We start from the raw sequence: 16,507 nt of genomic DNA on the forward strand, positions 1-16,507 counted from the left end.
CTATAACTTTTGTTTTACGACCCATAATTAGGGTATAAATATAGCTTATATTTTAATTTGTCTCAGTACTTAGGAATATTGAGAGGTGATGTAACAAAGGAGTACCCGTATCGCAAATTGATGGTTATAATATCTATTTTGAATGTGGTTTTACTGATGGCAAGCAGTATTGGATTAATGGTGAAAAATTCAACGCTATTAGAGTTATCTCCAAATCTAATATACCTGTCAGTTCTGATGTTATCAGTATATTCAGTACTGTTTCTCTTATCTATTTTTAAAGGTCAAAACAAACTTTACATTTCAGCAGATGCTGTTTTATTAATTATTCCATGCGTACTGCTCTTTAGCTTTGCTGAAGAATTAAATAAAAAGAATAAGCCGAAAACTGATTATGTTAAGTTGATGAACCTGTCAAATGGAGCTTATGTAAATCTAGATTTATATTTTGAAGGTAAAAGAAATCCTAATTTTAAAGCCTTTCACGAAGAGCTTCTAAAAGTTGAGCAAGAGCTTATGCAGTTTGGGACTGGAAATGATATTAAGGTTTCGAATCGGTTTTTGTTTGAGAGAAATAATTATCAGCGTATTGAGAAAATGGCACAAAAGTTCTTTCTCTCATTAAATGGAAATAAAGAACATGAAAAAATGTTCTCATTAATATATGAAGGGCATTTTGATAAGGAAATAGTAAAGAACAATAGTGTAGTGGAACTGAATTACAGATTAAAGATATTGTCGATTCAGCTTAAAAATCTTGAGATGCAAATTTATGCTGATAGCCAAAATTAATAATAGACTAAAAATGTTGATATATATTCAGAAGATACAAACAAATTGGACAAAGCGTAGCAGGGGATTTCCAAATGCAAGTTTTAGAAATAAGGTTCCTGAAAAGCTACCTATTGAAATGGAAATTACTTCCGATGCAGTATTATTGCAAGAAACTGTCTTTGCAGAAGGATGTTTTGATGAGCCAATTAGGAAGGGTATTCAAGAACTGAATGAAACACAATTAAGAGAGCAACGGCTAGAATTTGAAAAACAAAATGAAGAACTTGAAATACATTTCTGGAATGAAGATAAGATAAAGAAGAAGGTGGGGATTTTACCAATAAACTCATGGTGCCAAATTAAGACAAACCGTCGGTTTCCTATGGAGTATACTTGGGGATATTACAAGATTGTGTATAATATTTTTTTGGTGATTCAAGTAAGGCTATGGATGTGATGAACTTTGATGAAAAGTCTTTTGAAAAAGATTTTCAGTCTCTACTGAAATAAGAACATGTTTAATACATGCTCTTAAAATACAAGTGCTTTCAACCTTTTTCATTTACCCTCTGTCAGAATAATAAGCAAGCTGATGTAAACATAACATCATCGAGTTATAAGCAAAAACTGTAAATACACTTAAAATGAAAAAACTATTAATTCTGACTTTTACTTTATTGTCATGCAAACTATTTGCTCAAAAAGAAATCAAAGAATACATCCGGACGGATGCTTGTGAAATCAAATCTATGGATATCAATCATCAAGACAATGAGGATTTGAAAGCAATCAAAAGAGCTATTGGTGATTCAAGAATTGTTCTGTTGGGAGAACAAGATCATGGTGATGCACCTACCTTTCTAATGAAGGCGAGGCTTGTGAAATACTTGCATGAAGAGTGTGGGTTTGATGTTATCGCTTTTGAAAGTAACTTTTATGATTTACAAGGAGCTTTTGAAAGAGATTCCCTCAATTTTGAAGATGCACATAAGGGTATCTTCCCAATTTGGAGTCAATGTAGTGAGTGTGATCCACTATTCTCATATTTGGAAAATACATTGAAAACAAAAAATCCACTTTATATTTCAGGCTTTGATATGCAACTTTTTTTTATTGAAAATTATAGAAATGAATTTAGAGCATTTTTAAAGGATAATAACCTTAAAGTTTCAAATGATGAACGATTCTTCAAAGTGTTTGATGTGTTGGTGAAAGATAATAAGGCATATGATTTAGATGAAGAAGAATTGAGTTTTTATTTCAAAGAACTCGAACAACTATATACTTCTTATCCTAAAGATGATTTTAGGAAGCAAGAATTGCATAGCTTGATCGGTCACTCAAAGATGAGAACTGCTTCAAATATTAGAGAAACACTAAATATTCGTGATAAGTACATGGCAGATAATTTACTTTGGCTGTCTAATCAGCGTTTTAAGGATAAAAAAATCATAGTGTGGGCGCATAATTTTCATATTGCTAGAAATACAAGTAAGAAAGTGGTGAGTCTTGGAGGTGAGGTACATAAAGCACTTGGAAGTCAAATTTACAGTTTAGGATTTACTTCATTTAGTGGAAGTACAGGCTGGGCAAATCAAACAGATGCTCTTCATAATTATGATATAGAAGAGCCTCATAGAAGCAGTATTGAAAACGATTTTAAAGCTCTAGGTTACAAGCAAGCTTTCCTTGATTTTAGATCATATTCTGGTAAGAAAAAAAACTTCAGCATGAAAGGGCTTAGACATAGGGTAGAAGTCAGAGATTGGATGAATATCCTTGACGGAGTAATTTATATTGAGGAAATGAAGCCCTGTACAAAGAAGGAAGGTTCCTTGGAAACACAATAGTCATTTTACATTCCTCTTGCGATTAGATTTAATGGTAAGAGGAATTGTTTTTTTATTGCTGAAGTAAAAATTACTTTGTGGAAGCAAATAATCATAAGTGGCGTTATTAATTGTGTTGATACTTATACTTTCTAGTAGTATTATTGTCTGATAGCAATCTATAGAAAAAATAAGCACATGTTTTTTGTGTAAATACAATTATATTACCTTAATTGTAGTGTCCTCTAGCATGGCATTAGTGTTCGTTTACACAACAAAAATCCTGAGTGTTCATTTGAATTGTAATACAAATTACTTAATTAGTGTTCTATTTTTTGATGACTAACAACACTTAACTAGTGTGCTACCTTCAACTGACACTCCCAAACTCCCTTCAACCTGATACTTCCACTCTCAGCTCAGTCATATCCTACATAACAATTGAATTTAATATCTATTTGTTTTTCAACCTTAGTAATTATTACTTTTAATCATTGTTAATTTTACTTTCAAGTTTTCTGGAGTCATTGTAAAATCAAATTTTTCTGAAATTTCAAATTCGGGAACTGAAAGTTCAATTTCATAGTTTTTGATTAGTTTAATGATAAATACTATCATTTCAATTTCAGCTAGATATTTGCCTGGGCAATATCTCGGACCTGCCCCAAAAGTAAGTATTACATCTTCTTTGTGTTTCCCTTCAAAGGGGCATTTACTTTCTTTTTGCATCCATCTTTCAGGGATAATCTGATTTGGTTTAGAAAAGTATTTTTCATCTATTCCTCCGTAGCGTAATAAAGTAATAAAGAAAGTGTTTTTTGGAAATAAAGTATCCTTTAAAATTACATCTTCGTTACTTTGTAAATAAAGTATTGGGGCAACTGGTTTTAGTCTTAGTACTTCCTTAATTGTGGCAGTAAGATATTTGAATTTTTTTGTATCTCCTATTTCTTTAATATCAAATTCTTCTCCAAGTACCTCATGAATTTCATTACGGATTTTATATTGAATGGATTTATTAGTAGCCATATAATATGAAAACCAAGCTAATGAATTTGCAGTGGTGTCCTCACCTGTTAATAACATAGTGAATATATTTCCATATATTTCTTCCCAAGAGAAAGGATTTTCTTTATCCTGAGATACAAGTAAAGCTTCTAAAAAATTTGTAGGTTGTTTTTTTCTTTCAGGAAACCTTTTAAGGTTATCAATATTATTTTCTATGAATAAACTGATTATATCCTTTATAGTTTTCATGGATTTATCAAAATCTCTATCAGAAGCTGTTTTTATATATCTCCATAGAGGAAATGGAGAAACAATCCTTTCATTTAGTTTAGGTACAACTTTAGAAATATGTTGTTGTGTTATTTCTTTTTGTTTATAAACCGTATTTAGATCACAGCCAAAGGCAAGGTTTGTTGTTATATCAATTGTTGCATTCATGAAGTCTTGAGAAATTTCATAATTATCAAGATATTTATTACCATTAAATTTATTTGCCCAAAACTCTTCTAATCTATTCCCAATTTTTAGAATTAGAGGAAAATAGTTCTCCACATTTTTATGACTTAAAGCTTGCTGTGTCACCTTTCTATGTTTTTTCCATTCTTCTCCTTCTGAAGAAAGAGTACCATAAAAACCCATTTCTTCAAGGACTTTTTTCATTTTAGAAAGACGACGAAATTTATTGGGACGGTTATTTAATATTTCGTTTACATAGTAAGGGTTGGAAACGACAACGATCTTTAAACCTGGAAAGTTAATTTTATAAAAGTCTCCATACTTTTTTGCCCACTGTTCTAGATTTTGATGTAATTTTTCTTTATTTATTTGTAATAAGTTACCAATAAATGGGATCCCTTTTGGCCCTTTTAAATTATTTATGGACTTTGAGTAGTTTAGTTTTTTCATTTGTTATCTATAAGAATTAGATTAAGTAATTGAACATAAAAAGTTGAGATAGTGAATTATATAATTATTATTTTAAAACTGTACTGTAGAATGAATATTTGAGTTAATATAATACTCCTCTATCTAGCCCAAATTAGATGTAAAGAAAATCCAAGACATCAGATTTTTGTAAGTCCAAATACTTAATTTTAGTTTTTAATATCGTAAACTTTTACTCTTTGAAAGTGTATTTTATAGTGTCACATGTATACTTTACAAGGGATTTCTCATTGTCTACACAGTAAGTTTTCTAATGATGTTCTTGTTGGATTATATTTATTATTCCTTGAAATATAATTCCCTCTATTATTTATTAGGACATTGGGGTTAAGTCCACAGTAGTTTGAGAGTTGTCTATTATTTTCAAAAGTAATATCTCCAACTATAGTTTCTAGGTTTTCTAATCCAGACAATTTTACAATTTGGTTATTCAGAATTTTCAAATCACCACCAACGTATTTTAAATTATGAATAAATTCAAGGTTATTGATGATTTCAGCTGGAATACTACTCAAATAGACGTCACCCATAACTGAATCTAAGGCTACAAAATACAAAAATGAATTTAGTTTAGTTTGATAACTTGTAGAAATCCTTAGGTTGTTTCCAATTTTTTTAAGATTCTGAAAACCATTTAAATTGACAACACTACCTAAGCCGGTTAAACTTACATTACCTGTTACCTCTTTTAAAGTTGATAATCTGCTTAAATCTGTTATTTCTATTGTATTAACAGTGAGGTTGCCATCTATTTTAGTAATACCTAATTCTACAAAGTTATCAAGTCCAATTTTACTTGAAATATAAACATCATCAGGAAATACTGTTTCTATAGAATCAATGATTACAGGATTTTCAGGAATTATATACCCATCATTTAAAGGTAAGTTAAATTCCATATCAATAATATCTTCTTCTTCAATCACTAAATTAATATCAGCCCCTTGTTTAATTGTTGATAAAGTTATTTTGTAGAAATCATTAGCTCTTACATTGGGTATTTGAAATGTTAACCAATTTTCCTGAGGGTTATTTTCATAGTTTACATCAAAATATAAATGTTGTGGTATAACATATAAAATGTTATTATTATCTCTTCTTAAGGTAATAGATTTACCACTGTCAGATCTTATCGTAACGTTTATATTAGGATATAATATTTGAAGAGTATCAGAAAAATTAACCTGTATTTTAGCATTAATTAATGCAACTGATAAATCTAACTGTGTAAATTGATCCGGATATATTTCAAAATTAGCTTCTCCATAATAAACTGGGGTGTTAAATGAAAAGTCATTCAATTTACCGCTATACGCTTTAATTATATACTCTCCTCCATTAAGAAGTATACCATTGGCAATTTCACTGTAATAAGTATTTTCAATTACTGTAGAAGAATCTTTAGTTAAAATAGTAATTAAAAATTCTTCTAAAGGTAGGTTGAATGTTCTTGAACTACTTTTTCCAATAATCACTTCATCAATCAATGAAAGGTTTAACTGAAATTGTCCATCTACTTTAAAACCTATCTTTTCTGTTGTTGAACATGAAAATAAAATAAAGCAAAAGAATGAAATTTTAATAAATAGTTTTTTCATCTAATAATTTGTTTAAGGGTGTAAGTATGTTTTTGAATTCAGTGATTCACTTTAATTATTAGATGAAAAAATGAGTATTTTACAATCAGCAACGGTGTTAATATATATCAATATATGTGTTAATAAAATTCAATATAAATAAACTGTCTAGACTTTTTTTGGTTTTCAAATCAAAATTTAAAGAAGAAGTCCTTAAAAAGTCTAAATATATTTAATATAAAAGCATTTGTTAAAGTCTAACTGATTTAAAATGAGGTGAATGTGTTATGCGTTAGAGTGTAAGAACATGAAAGATATCTAATTTGGCTTTTTGGAGTTGATTTTACCTAAATTTGAGTTACTTCTTTCACTTCTCAAAAAGTTTGTAGAATATCCTGACTCAATAGTAAAGACAAACTAGCCTTTTCAATTTTTTCTAGTATTGACAGATAGGTAAGTCTTTTACAAGATTCCCTATTTTATACTTTACTAAAAAATAATTACCCCAATATACTTAAAATCAAATATATAAATTAAAACGCTTCTCCTAATGTAAGATACAATCCAGAACTTCCGCCAGGTCCTAATCCGTAATCGGCTCTCAAAGTTGCTCTATCATTTTTATTTATAAGCAGCCTGAATCCTGCCCCTCCAGCAAGTTTAAATTGCCTAATTTGAAAAGAGTCCCAATTTGCTCCAACTTGTGCTAATGAGAAAAAAGCTGTTGCACCTATCCTCCAGAACAGGTGCTGTCTGAGTTCACTTTGAAAAGCCATCATATTATTGTCTCTAAACCTCCCTTGATAAACTCCTCTCATCATAACAAACCCTCCCATTAGAGATAATTCCCTAAAAGGAATATTACCATTTCGCTGATTTAATATACCTTGAAATGCAAGAATTGTATTATTCGGTTTTCTTGTGTTAAGCGAAAAATATTTCCTCATATCAAGTTCAATAGTATTGAATTGATAACCGCTTCCCAACCAACTAGTATAAGTTACAGCTCTCAATTCAATGAAAAGCCCTTTTGTAGGAGCAAGTACATAATTTCTTTTATCCCATTTATATACTACTCCTAAACCAGAGTTCACTCCACCTTGATAACCTGGTATTTCTTCTAAACTCCCTGTGCCATCAGCTCGACTCTCTACACTAATTTCCCAAAAATTAACTAACCTGTATTGTAAACCTAAAAACATCTGGTCATGAAGTTTTTTTAGGAGTTGTTGTCTGAACTCTATCTTTGACCAACTCATTAGTTGTTCATTATTTGTAGGTGTATTATTACCTACACCATAGTATTTCTCTGGATATTTGGCATAATCTGCCAATCCTTCAAATACCCAATTCTCATCTTTTGTAAATATTGTATGCCTAAGTCTAATGCGCATCTGGTTTTCTAATGTATAAAAACCAACGAAGTCAAGATTAGAAGGCCTTGTATTGAAAGTAGCATTAGCTAACTTAAATTGATAAATACCTACAGCTCCAAATTCCCAACTTGTTTCTTGAGCATAAGCCGGATAAGGGAATGCTGTAAATTGATGTTTGTAAATAGTATCTGTTTCTGATTGTGCGTTACATTTTACGAAAAAAAACAGTAATAATATTATAAAGGAGAATAGTTTGGAATTCATTTTTTTTTAAAATTTATTGGTAATATTTTCAGGTGATTTTTAGTGGATAGATTAAAAAATGTTGGTTTAATTAAGGTGAAATTATTAATATTTTTCACTGTGATAATATGTAATGAAAGCATTCTTTTGTTTTATTAAATCCCTAGTTTTTTACTCCATAAAATTGTAGTAGAGATACTTCAATTTTTTGTACCTCTACTACTAATGTTATAATTATCAGAATGCAAACTAAATTATCCTTAACTTTCAATCGAATTTCTGCAAGCTTTTTATGATCTACTCTAGCTACCTTCTTTTTCATTTTTGTCTTAACACAAAAGCGAAGCAAAAAAGTCAAGGTTTTCTCTTACTTAAATGATTTTAAAATCGCTAAAGCTCAAACAATAAATTCTTAACGCTTTTCCTTTTAAGGTCGGTGGAGTGCTACCAAACGTGTTACTTAGAAAACCCACTGGTGCGAATGTTAAGGGTAAGTGTCATTCGTGTCCTTAAAATCATCATAAATCTCCTGATTTCTAACACTATAAACATTCTACTCTGTAGTTTACAGATTATTTATTCTTTCATAAATTTTATCACTGAAACTTTTCCTGAACTATCAAAAATTCTCAATATACCTGACTTTTTATTTAGATTTTGTAGTTCATCCCATTCTAATGTTTGTCCTCTTTGAAGAGTAGATGATCCTTTTTCAATTAATTTACCCGTAAAATTATATAATTCCCACTCTATATGTCCGGAAAATTTTAATTTACTTTGGTTCAACTTATTATCTAATAATAATTGATTAATTGTTTTTCTTGAATTGGAACAAGTTTTTCCACCATCAGTAATAACCCAATGATAGATTTGCCTTAATTTATCTTTTCCAATCTCTCCACCACAAAAAGTAGATGAAACATCCAATTGAACACCTTCCATAACTTTTTTTTCGCTCCAAGTATTCAGAAGTTTATCATAGTTAGTTGACGATAACCCACTATTTGTCAACATTCTTCTCATATCAGTTACCAAGGTAATGTCCCATTCACTTAAATCACCATCAAAAGATTTCGCCCCATGAAACATTTCATCCATTGTTTCAACCTTAGAAACATCCCAGTTACTAACATCTCCATTAAAAGATTCAACTCTAGCAAACATCCCAGACATATTTGTTACAGAACCAACATCCCAATTACTAACATCTCCATTAAAAGATGATAAATAAAACATTGATCTCATATTTGTTACTGAGTCAACTTCCCAATCACTAATATTACCGTTAAAAGCTTTTGCTCCTGAAAACATCCTAAACATATCTTGAACTTTAGAAACATCCCAATCGTTCAAATGTCTATTAAAGGATGAAGCTTGAGAAAACATTGATCTCATATTTGTTACAGAACCAACATCCCAGCCACTAATGTTACCATTGAAGGCTTTTGCATTTCTAAACATAGAAACCATGAAGGTAACATTGGATACATCCCAGTCACTCAAATTTCCATTAAAGCTTATAGCACTATCAAACATCCATCCCATATCATTTACAGAAGATACGTCCCAGCCACTTATATCTCCATCAAATGAATCTGCATAAAAAAACATTCCTCTCATATTTTTAACAGACGAAACATCCCAGTTGTTCAAATCTTTATTAAAGGAAGAAGCATTATAAAACATAGACCTCATACTCTCCACAGCGGAAACATTCCAGTTACTTATATCTCCATTGAAAGATTCTGCATCACAAAATAATGTTCTCATATTTACTATAGATGAGACATCCCAATCACTAATATCTCCATCAAAGGAAGTTGCCCCGTAAAATGCACTTTCCATGTCTAATACAGAAGATAAATTAGGGGTATCTAACGCTGTGAATTTTTCTAGTTTATCACATTTTTCAAAAACTCTATTGAAATATTTAAAATTCGAATGCCCCCATTGAACAACATCGACTATACTAGGTGGAGCCATGAAATATTTCAAATCTGCCCTTAAACGAATTGTATCAGGAAGAGAAACTTGAAATGTATGAGAAATGTATTTCCCTCTCAATTGATCATAATCAAGGCTACTATTTTCAATAGAGACCCAATTACCATTATTATTCCAATCAATCTCAATTGAACCTGTATTAGCTTCTAAATAAACAGTAATATTAGTTTCGTTACCATCCACAACAAAGACAAGATCTCCTTTTGATATCTCATTACTACAAGAGCCTGCGTCACTAATTTTCCAACCGTAATCCTTTATTAAAATTTGCTTCTCTTCGGATGATTGACATGATTCCACTGACACATCTAATTGGACATTATTTTTAACTGTTAATTTACTCCAGTTTTTCAGCAACTTATCATAATTCTCAGGGGAAAGACCACTATCTATAAATATATTTTGCATGTTTTTTACAGAAGTAACATCCCAACTACTAAGGTCAGAATTAAACTTCGAAGCTTTTTCAAACATATACCTCATATTATTTACCTGAGATACCTTCCAATTACTCAAATCACAATCAAAATTCACTGCATTATAAAAAGTAGACCGCATTGTTTGAACAAACGATACATCCCATTCACTCAGATTGCCATTAAATAACTTGCAACCACTAAAAGTAAAGTTCATATTAGTAACATCCTTTAAATTCGGCGTGTCATGAGCAGAAAAAGATTTGAGAAGCAGACACTTATTAAATGTTTTATCTAAGCTTAGAAAATGAACATCCCCCCATTGTAAAACATCGACGATTTTTTTTGGGGCATGAAAATGGTTCAATTCTCCTCTTATCCGAATTGTATCTAAGACACCTTCAAATTCATAGGAAATTTCTTCCAATCCAGAAGTTCTGATTTCTTCCCAATCGCCATCATTATGCCAGTCTATCTCAAAGGATGAAAGGGTGTTTGCATTAAAGGTTATAGGAGACTGCTTTTGTTGAACAACAAAAATAAATTCAGAACTACTCTCTTGAGCACTTATAAACTTTGGAACTAGAAGTAATAATAGGACAAAAAATAAATTCATAATTATTGATAGTTTTTATGTTTTTAGTTAGAGTTTATCACGACTATTTTGTAAAGAATTATCGAGTCTACATAACTCGATAAAAGTAACATCAAAAGTCACTTCTATTTATTAAGTAAAGTACTAAGTGAAAAATGTTTGATAAGTGTTTCTTTTGATCATTTTTTTGGCAGTATAATCAAAAAAAGTTTTATCATATTACTTGGCATAAACAGAGATTACTCTAAAATTAGAAAAATTGTAATCATAAAGAGTGAAACATATTTCACGTATATAATTACAGTAATTAGACCTGTACTATGTTATTGTCCACCATCCCTAAGTGTTAATAAAAATCAATCATATTCTTGTTTGGATTTGCAATCTTTTTTCGGTTAATAAATTAAGACAACTTTTGGTTATATAATTCTAGAATGTCAGGAAACATGAACATCTTCCTTTCCCAAAAGATTTACCTTATTTCCACAGGGTGAGAAGTTTTATTTTTAAACCCAATAACCCAAAGAAGTTTTACATAAATGACAATGACTTCGAGTTATTTCTAAATTTAGAAGAATTGGTATTGAGCAAGTTGAATATGTTTGAATTCAAGTTAAACGAAAAGTCTATCAAAGCTTTATCCAATTTGAACAAACTTGATTTAAGTAAAAACAATTTAACGGATGAAAACTTCTGTTACGATGTAAAACACCTTAAGTCTCTAAAGGTCTTAGACCTAAGAGGAAATAAAATCACAAAAATCCCTGAAGATGTAAGGGATGCATTACAGGGATGTGAGATGCTTTTGTAATGAAGTTAAAAACAACAAAAACAACTTTCTGGAAATTATTGGCAACTATCTTTGTTTGATTTTTGAAGCCAATTAATATTTAAGAAAAGTTGAAATGATAGCAGTAATTTTTGAAGTATTACCAAAGGAAGAAAATAAACAAGAGTATTTAGAAATAGCATCAAAGCTTAAACCGATGCTAGAAGGAATGGAAGGTTTTATTTCTATTGAAAGATTCCAAAGTCTTCAAAACCCCAACAAGATGCTTTCACTTTCTTATTGGGAAGATGAAAAAGCTATTGAGCATTGGAGAAATAACATGTTGCATCGAAAGGGACAAGCTTCAGGTAAAAAGCATATATTCTCTGATTATAGCATTAGAGTTGGTCAAATAATTAGAGACTATGGACTGGATGAACGTGATGATGCACCAGTAGACAGCAATAGTTATCACCAATAAAATAATGAAGCATGTTTGGAATCTGTGATGAAGATCTTATGATTCCAAACATGCTTTGAGTGTAAATATTCAACTTTTGATATTTGATATAAACCGTTGAATTTTGATGGAAATAGTTGAGGTTTTATTAAAATTGATAGCCATTGACAGATAGCCTTATTTTTCTGTTTTTTCGTTTTTTTTGGAAAAATACTTTGTCAATACCATATAAAACTCCTGCACTAATTGCACCTCTTGAAGCTGTTTTCCATAGATCAATTTGACAAAATTTATTTCCCTCTTCAGTCATGTCTAAAAGTTCTTTTGAAGTAGCTACTAAAGTTGTTGTTGCTATAGAAATTATTAATTTTTCTTCTGGGGTAATATTTGGTATAATTGATAGGGTGAGGTATGATCCAGCTCCAATAGTATAACCAACGGCTTTATGTAGAGATTTATCAGGTGTTCTCCACTCAGAAGTTTGTGCAAAAGATTGAATAGAAATTAATGTAAATAGGATGATAAAGAACTTTTTCATGATAATAGATTTGATTTTTTAAACGAAGCGTATTAAATGCTCTTCTCTTTTTACAGATAAAGGTATAATCAATGGAAATAGCTGAAGAAGCTTTTAAACGTAGCTTATTGATTTGAGAAATTTATTTTTAAAGACGAATTAATTAATATTCTTCTTCATCGAAGTGTATAGCTTTTATAACAAATTGGATATTTCTATTTCCATCAGGTGTATCTATCCATTCAAAATGCTCATGATTAAGGTCTGAAATATTTAAGTCAGCATTTTTTACCAGTTGTAAAAGAGTGATTCCAGCAACATTGTATTCTATCTCTTTTCCTTTTCCATTATTTATATAAACAGCAGCATATTCAATATCGTCATGAATTCTGAACTGTTCTAAATCTGATTCTGTTACACTTTCATTTATTTGATAAATTGTTACCTGTCGTGTGCCTTTTGAGTCTTCGGTAGAACAGTGTTCAATTGCTGTAATAGATTGATTACTTGGAGTAAGTATCATTCTGCTACCACAGCTTGAAAAGATTAAACTTACTACTGATAATACTAAAATTGTAATTGTCTTTTTCATTTTCTTTTAAATTAAAATTGTTTAGATGTCTGAGATGATTATGAGTTATTATTTCTCATTATGATTTGAAATAACTTTTTTTGCCATTTTTTGGAAGATTTCTGAAACTGTACTTCTCTTTTTCCAGGCAATTTCTTTCAGAGTCTCAAATTCATGCTGAGTTACTCTAAATTGAATTGTTTTATTTTTCAAATTCTTCATATTTTTTCGTTTGATGTGATGCAAATGTATTGCAATGTTACAGCGTTACAAAACAACTTAACTTTCATTAGGTAACAATGTTACTATTTTTGATTTTAGATCAGAGTAATATTATTATTCTGTTTTTAAATAGTATATTTCTAATAGGAAATCCTCCTGCTTTTCAAGAAAAAGTTTTAGAATTTAAGATTAAGATTAGGTAAAGAGGGTATGATTAATGTATTTATAATCCTAAACCCCTCAAGGGATAATATCAATAACTTTATTTTTTGAAAATGAACAAACAAATTCTTCTGACACTCAGTGCTTCTTTCCTAATCTATGCTTGTGGAGATCTGAAAAAGGAAACTTCAACTAATGAAAAAGTTGAGATGCTTACAGAAGAAAACAACAGCTCAAGTTCTACATTAAATTGAACCTCAAAATCGAATTGGTTAGCTTTTCATCAGATATCAGAATCTATTTTTCCAAATGCAGGTACGCCATTAACATCTAATCCAAACTTGGTGAGATATGGTTTGTTTGAAGAGGATAAGCTACTATTTGAAAAAACATTTATGTATTCACCTGACTCCACTTATTATATTGATATGGATAGTTATGGATTGGAGATTTTAGAATACAAGGATGGAAGCTTGGAGTATATGGGAAGGGAAGTTGATATAAAAGTATATCTTGTAAAAGCGGCGGAGGAAGATTCTTCAGCGATTGAATTAATGATGTGTGGCACATCTTGTTTTCCGGAAGAAGCATATTGGGAGGATAAATCGACTGTTTCAATTTTAGGAATGTCTTATAATGACAGAACAGAAAAAGTGTATCCAACCCTTTGGAAATACAATATTAAAACAAACTCTTTTGTAAAGTTCTTAGCTCAACAGGATGTCAATAACACAGGAGATGAGAACTATTTTGAGAAATATAGATTGCAGAAAATTCTATCTTCAAAATAGATTAGTAAGATAGGTTCACTAGAAACTTATCTCAATTCTAACAAATAGGATCAAGCATTTCTTTTTAGAGGCAACCTTGATCCTTTTTTATTAAAAAATCATTTTGAGGGAGATTAATACGAAATACATATTTTGAATATGTGCTCACTTTCATTAAATTAAGCTATGATTTTTAAATAGTTGTGTGTCCTATTTTATTATTTATAAAATATCAATTGGTTTTTTTATAAATATCGAAAACAAGCAAGCAGTACTAACAAAAACTTATACGAAGATGAAATATCAAGAAATTAGAGCAGTCTATGACAAAGAAACTATTACAGTTTATCAAGCCTATAATAAGTCAATAGCACTGCCAGCGATAAAAAATCAAAAATTTGAATCTCCTTTTTCATTTAATAGAATGACCTGGGTTAAACCTTCTTTTTTATGGCTGATGGAAAGGAGTAATTGGGGAACTAAATCTAATCAAGAATATATCTTAGGTATTAAGATAAAGAGAGAATACTGGGAAAAGGTATTATCATTAGGTGTGTTGACCGACCCCGATAAAGATACTTACAAGAGCGGTTATGAATGGGAAAAGCTATTTAAAGATGCAAAAGTCCATATTCAATGGGACCCTGAAAGAACTTTAAAAGGAGGGAAGTTAACAGAAAGAACAATACAGGTAGGGATAAGTAGGTTTTTAATTGAAGAGTACAATCAAGAGTGGATTGATGAGATTGTTGATATGACTCCTTTAGTGAAGAAAATGAATCTTCTACGTAAATCAGGGAAGCATAAAGAATTGAAACGTTTCTTGCCAATCGAAAAGCTATATCCTTTACCAGTTACGATAGAGAAGAAAATCGGTATAAAATAAAAAAGACTATTATCAGAATGACTATTAATGATTTGCCTAATTTAATGATCAATTTAAAATGAAACTATTAACTGTTATCTTATTTTTATTCACTTTTACTGCTAACAGAATAAACGAAACTAATGATGAATTAGCGAAGAAACTTATCGAAGAAATAAGATTTGTAAAGTATAATGATGAGTTTGATAAAGATGATTTTTTTCGAGTGAATAATCTCCTTGTTGAATATGAAATTGCGGGCCGTTTTGACTTTTTGAAAAATAGTCATGAATACAAAGAGTTAATCCACGATCTATTTAATTCTACGAATGAAACGAAAAGAGTATTTGCATATAGGCTGATTGGCATTATACAAGATGCTGATTTTAATGATGAGCTAATTGATAGAATCAATTCAGATGAACCTACATTGCTAAAGACTTGGAGTACTATGGCTGTAATGGCCAATAAAGTCTCTAGTGCATCTGATGATTTATTTCGAATTTTATCATCCTCTTCAAGCGGATTGCCATTGGATATTTTGATCGATAAATATGTTGCCTATGATACAAAAGCTGTGAAGTCATCTTGTTGGAAGTTTATAGATTCAAAAGACATCAGTGAACAGATCATGGCAATACAGATTTTAGCTAATTTTGAACAAGATGTCAATCTTCAGAAAAAACTAATAGAATTCGTTGAACAGTGGAAGGATGAATACAAAGGTTGGGTGATTTCTTCAATGGCACTTCAAAAAATGAGTCAATTAAAACCGATTCTGTCGAAGTACTACGAAATTGAATTTTTGAAAGAAATAATTATCGAAGCATTGGAAATTAGTCCTTCAGAAGAAGATAATAATTATGCTGAAGCATTAAAAAGTAAAATGGATTGATTTTATAATATCAGAATTGTAACGATTAGGGTAGGGTGCTACCATTAAAAATTTCATGAGTAATTTGAACTTGATCCTTCAGTTTTCTAATTTGTTTTATCAATCCCAATTCAAAAATGGGTTTATTATTTTCCAAAACCAGAGTTACTAATGAATACAATAAAAACGATCCTACTTACAATTTCAATTATGATGATAGGCTTTTCTTGTGCTAAAAATGACATGAATTCAGATGGTATTGAATTGACAGGAGTAATTAAAGAACAAGGTATAACGACTTATCAATATGGTACACATACATTATCGGGGTATGCTTTGAGAAGTACTGCTGTAAATTTGAATGATTATATCGATAAAACTGTTACGATTATTGGACATAAAGTGGAGGGGTATCCTGTTGATGGAGGTCCTGACTTTATTGAAGTTGAAAAAATTAAATAGGTATATAAACTTACGTCGCCCAATCACAAAGCTGTTTTTGGGTGACATGAATTGAAGAAACCATCCGT

General features: G+C 30.4%; 17 protein-coding genes. 10 read left to right on the forward strand and 7 right to left on the reverse strand.

Going from position 1 to position 16,507, the window contains the following annotated elements; genetic code table 11:
* The first annotated feature begins 156 nt into the window (after window positions 1–156).
* From HHU12_RS30280 to HHU12_RS30290, 3 genes are all read left to right on the forward strand, one after another.
* Entirely contained in the window at window positions 157–792 is a 636-nt protein-coding gene (locus HHU12_RS30280; RefSeq protein WP_169660482.1) for a hypothetical protein, read from the forward strand.
* Window positions 793–805: 13 nt separating this feature from the next.
* On the forward strand, window positions 806–1,231 hold the full coding sequence (locus HHU12_RS30285) for a hypothetical protein (RefSeq protein WP_169660483.1): 426 nt from the start codon (window positions 806–808) through the stop codon (window positions 1,229–1,231).
* A 187-nt stretch (window positions 1,232–1,418) separates the two neighbouring features.
* Window positions 1,419–2,624, forward strand: coding sequence for an erythromycin esterase family protein (locus tag HHU12_RS30290; RefSeq protein ID WP_169660484.1), 1,206 nt, complete (start codon window positions 1,419–1,421; stop codon window positions 2,622–2,624).
* Window positions 2,625–3,074: 450 nt separating this feature from the next.
* On the opposite strand, the gene HHU12_RS30295 is transcribed toward HHU12_RS30290, so the two are convergent.
* The 4 genes from HHU12_RS30295 to HHU12_RS30310 form a co-directional block, all read right to left on the reverse strand.
* Window positions 3,075–4,517, reverse strand: coding sequence for a cytochrome P450 (locus tag HHU12_RS30295; RefSeq protein WP_169660485.1), 1,443 nt, complete (start codon window positions 4,515–4,517; stop codon window positions 3,075–3,077).
* A 266-nt stretch (window positions 4,518–4,783) separates the two neighbouring features.
* Window positions 4,784–6,154 carry a DUF4493 domain-containing protein gene (locus HHU12_RS30300; protein WP_169660486.1) on the reverse strand — a complete coding sequence of 457 codons (1,371 nt, stop codon included), beginning with the start codon at window positions 6,152–6,154 and terminating at the stop codon, window positions 4,784–4,786.
* A gap of 512 nt (window positions 6,155–6,666) precedes the next feature.
* Entirely contained in the window at window positions 6,667–7,773 is a 1,107-nt protein-coding gene (locus HHU12_RS30305) for a BamA/TamA family outer membrane protein (RefSeq protein ID WP_169660487.1), read from the reverse strand.
* Between the two features lie 555 nt (window positions 7,774–8,328).
* On the reverse strand, window positions 8,329–10,788 hold the full coding sequence (locus tag HHU12_RS30310; protein ID WP_169660488.1) for a BspA family leucine-rich repeat surface protein: 2,460 nt from the start codon (window positions 10,786–10,788) through the stop codon (window positions 8,329–8,331).
* Between the two features lie 577 nt (window positions 10,789–11,365).
* Between HHU12_RS30310 and HHU12_RS30315 the strand changes: the two genes are divergently transcribed.
* Together HHU12_RS30315 and HHU12_RS30320 are read left to right on the forward strand one after the other, a co-directional pair.
* On the forward strand, window positions 11,366–11,578 hold the full coding sequence (locus tag HHU12_RS30315; protein ID WP_169660489.1) for a leucine-rich repeat domain-containing protein: 213 nt from the start codon (window positions 11,366–11,368) through the stop codon (window positions 11,576–11,578).
* Between the two features lie 94 nt (window positions 11,579–11,672).
* Window positions 11,673–12,017: an antibiotic biosynthesis monooxygenase family protein gene (locus HHU12_RS30320; protein WP_169660490.1), complete on the forward strand. Its 345-nt coding sequence runs from the start codon at window positions 11,673–11,675 to the stop codon at window positions 12,015–12,017.
* Between the two features lie 127 nt (window positions 12,018–12,144).
* On the opposite strand, the gene HHU12_RS30325 is transcribed toward HHU12_RS30320, so the two are convergent.
* From HHU12_RS30325 to HHU12_RS30335, 3 genes are all read right to left on the reverse strand, one after another.
* Window positions 12,145–12,534: a hypothetical protein gene (locus HHU12_RS30325; protein WP_169660491.1), complete on the reverse strand. Its 390-nt coding sequence runs from the start codon at window positions 12,532–12,534 to the stop codon at window positions 12,145–12,147.
* 142 nt (window positions 12,535–12,676) lie between these two features.
* Window positions 12,677–13,105, reverse strand: coding sequence for a hypothetical protein (locus tag HHU12_RS30330; protein ID WP_169660492.1), 429 nt, complete (start codon window positions 13,103–13,105; stop codon window positions 12,677–12,679).
* A gap of 48 nt (window positions 13,106–13,153) precedes the next feature.
* The gene (locus HHU12_RS30335; RefSeq protein ID WP_169660493.1) at window positions 13,154–13,306 is read right to left on the reverse strand and encodes a hypothetical protein; all 153 of its coding nucleotides are present in this window, start codon (window positions 13,304–13,306) and stop codon (window positions 13,154–13,156) included.
* A 275-nt stretch (window positions 13,307–13,581) separates the two neighbouring features.
* Here HHU12_RS30335 and HHU12_RS30340 point away from each other — a divergent pair, with 275 nt between their 5' ends.
* From HHU12_RS30340 to HHU12_RS30360, 5 genes are all read left to right on the forward strand, one after another.
* Window positions 13,582–13,722 carry a hypothetical protein gene (locus HHU12_RS30340; RefSeq protein WP_169660494.1) on the forward strand — a complete coding sequence of 47 codons (141 nt, stop codon included), beginning with the start codon at window positions 13,582–13,584 and terminating at the stop codon, window positions 13,720–13,722.
* A 141-nt stretch (window positions 13,723–13,863) separates the two neighbouring features.
* Window positions 13,864–14,259 carry a hypothetical protein gene (locus tag HHU12_RS30345; RefSeq protein ID WP_169660495.1) on the forward strand — a complete coding sequence of 132 codons (396 nt, stop codon included), beginning with the start codon at window positions 13,864–13,866 and terminating at the stop codon, window positions 14,257–14,259.
* A 274-nt stretch (window positions 14,260–14,533) separates the two neighbouring features.
* Window positions 14,534–15,124 (forward strand): DUF4291 domain-containing protein, encoded by a 591-nt coding sequence (locus HHU12_RS30350; protein ID WP_169660496.1) that lies wholly within the window; start codon window positions 14,534–14,536, stop codon window positions 15,122–15,124.
* 58 nt (window positions 15,125–15,182) lie between these two features.
* Complete coding sequence (locus tag HHU12_RS30355) at window positions 15,183–15,998, forward strand: hypothetical protein (RefSeq protein ID WP_169660497.1); 816 nt, start codon at window positions 15,183–15,185, stop codon at window positions 15,996–15,998.
* Between the two features lie 150 nt (window positions 15,999–16,148).
* Window positions 16,149–16,439, forward strand: a complete 291-nt coding sequence (locus HHU12_RS30360) for a hypothetical protein (protein ID WP_169660498.1) — start codon at window positions 16,149–16,151, stop codon at window positions 16,437–16,439.
* Window positions 16,440–16,507: the final 68 nt, after the last annotated feature.

Origin of the sequence: Flammeovirga aprica JL-4, assembly GCF_012844305.1 — a bacterium.
Lineage (GTDB): Bacteria > Bacteroidota > Bacteroidia > Cytophagales > Flammeovirgaceae > Flammeovirga > Flammeovirga aprica.

What these genes read in the sequence shown, in the direction of transcription:
- HHU12_RS30280 (WP_169660482.1), top strand. Translation starts at nt 157, where the DNA reads ATGGCAAGCAGTATTGGATTAATGGTGAAAAATTCAACGCTATTAGAG.
- HHU12_RS30285 (WP_169660483.1), top strand. Translation starts at nt 806, where the DNA reads ATGTTGATATATATTCAGAAGATACAAACAAATTGGACAAAGCGTAGC.
- HHU12_RS30290 (WP_169660484.1), top strand. Translation starts at nt 1,419, where the DNA reads ATGAAAAAACTATTAATTCTGACTTTTACTTTATTGTCATGCAAACTA.
- HHU12_RS30295 (WP_169660485.1), bottom strand. Translation starts at nt 4,517, where the DNA reads ATGAAAAAACTAAACTACTCAAAGTCCATAAATAATTTAAAAGGGCCA.
- HHU12_RS30300 (WP_169660486.1), bottom strand. Translation starts at nt 6,154, where the DNA reads ATGAAAAAACTATTTATTAAAATTTCATTCTTTTGCTTTATTTTATTT.
- HHU12_RS30305 (WP_169660487.1), bottom strand. Translation starts at nt 7,773, where the DNA reads ATGAATTCCAAACTATTCTCCTTTATAATATTATTACTGTTTTTTTTC.
- HHU12_RS30310 (WP_169660488.1), bottom strand. Translation starts at nt 10,788, where the DNA reads ATGAATTTATTTTTTGTCCTATTATTACTTCTAGTTCCAAAGTTTATA.
- HHU12_RS30315 (WP_169660489.1), top strand. Translation starts at nt 11,366, where the DNA reads ATGTTTGAATTCAAGTTAAACGAAAAGTCTATCAAAGCTTTATCCAAT.
- HHU12_RS30320 (WP_169660490.1), top strand. Translation starts at nt 11,673, where the DNA reads ATGATAGCAGTAATTTTTGAAGTATTACCAAAGGAAGAAAATAAACAA.
- HHU12_RS30325 (WP_169660491.1), bottom strand. Translation starts at nt 12,534, where the DNA reads ATGAAAAAGTTCTTTATCATCCTATTTACATTAATTTCTATTCAATCT.
- HHU12_RS30330 (WP_169660492.1), bottom strand. Translation starts at nt 13,105, where the DNA reads ATGAAAAAGACAATTACAATTTTAGTATTATCAGTAGTAAGTTTAATC.
- HHU12_RS30335 (WP_169660493.1), bottom strand. Translation starts at nt 13,306, where the DNA reads ATGAAGAATTTGAAAAATAAAACAATTCAATTTAGAGTAACTCAGCAT.
- HHU12_RS30340 (WP_169660494.1), top strand. Translation starts at nt 13,582, where the DNA reads ATGAACAAACAAATTCTTCTGACACTCAGTGCTTCTTTCCTAATCTAT.
- HHU12_RS30345 (WP_169660495.1), top strand. Translation starts at nt 13,864, where the DNA reads ATGTATTCACCTGACTCCACTTATTATATTGATATGGATAGTTATGGA.
- HHU12_RS30350 (WP_169660496.1), top strand. Translation starts at nt 14,534, where the DNA reads ATGAAATATCAAGAAATTAGAGCAGTCTATGACAAAGAAACTATTACA.
- HHU12_RS30355 (WP_169660497.1), top strand. Translation starts at nt 15,183, where the DNA reads ATGAAACTATTAACTGTTATCTTATTTTTATTCACTTTTACTGCTAAC.
- HHU12_RS30360 (WP_169660498.1), top strand. Translation starts at nt 16,149, where the DNA reads ATGAATACAATAAAAACGATCCTACTTACAATTTCAATTATGATGATA.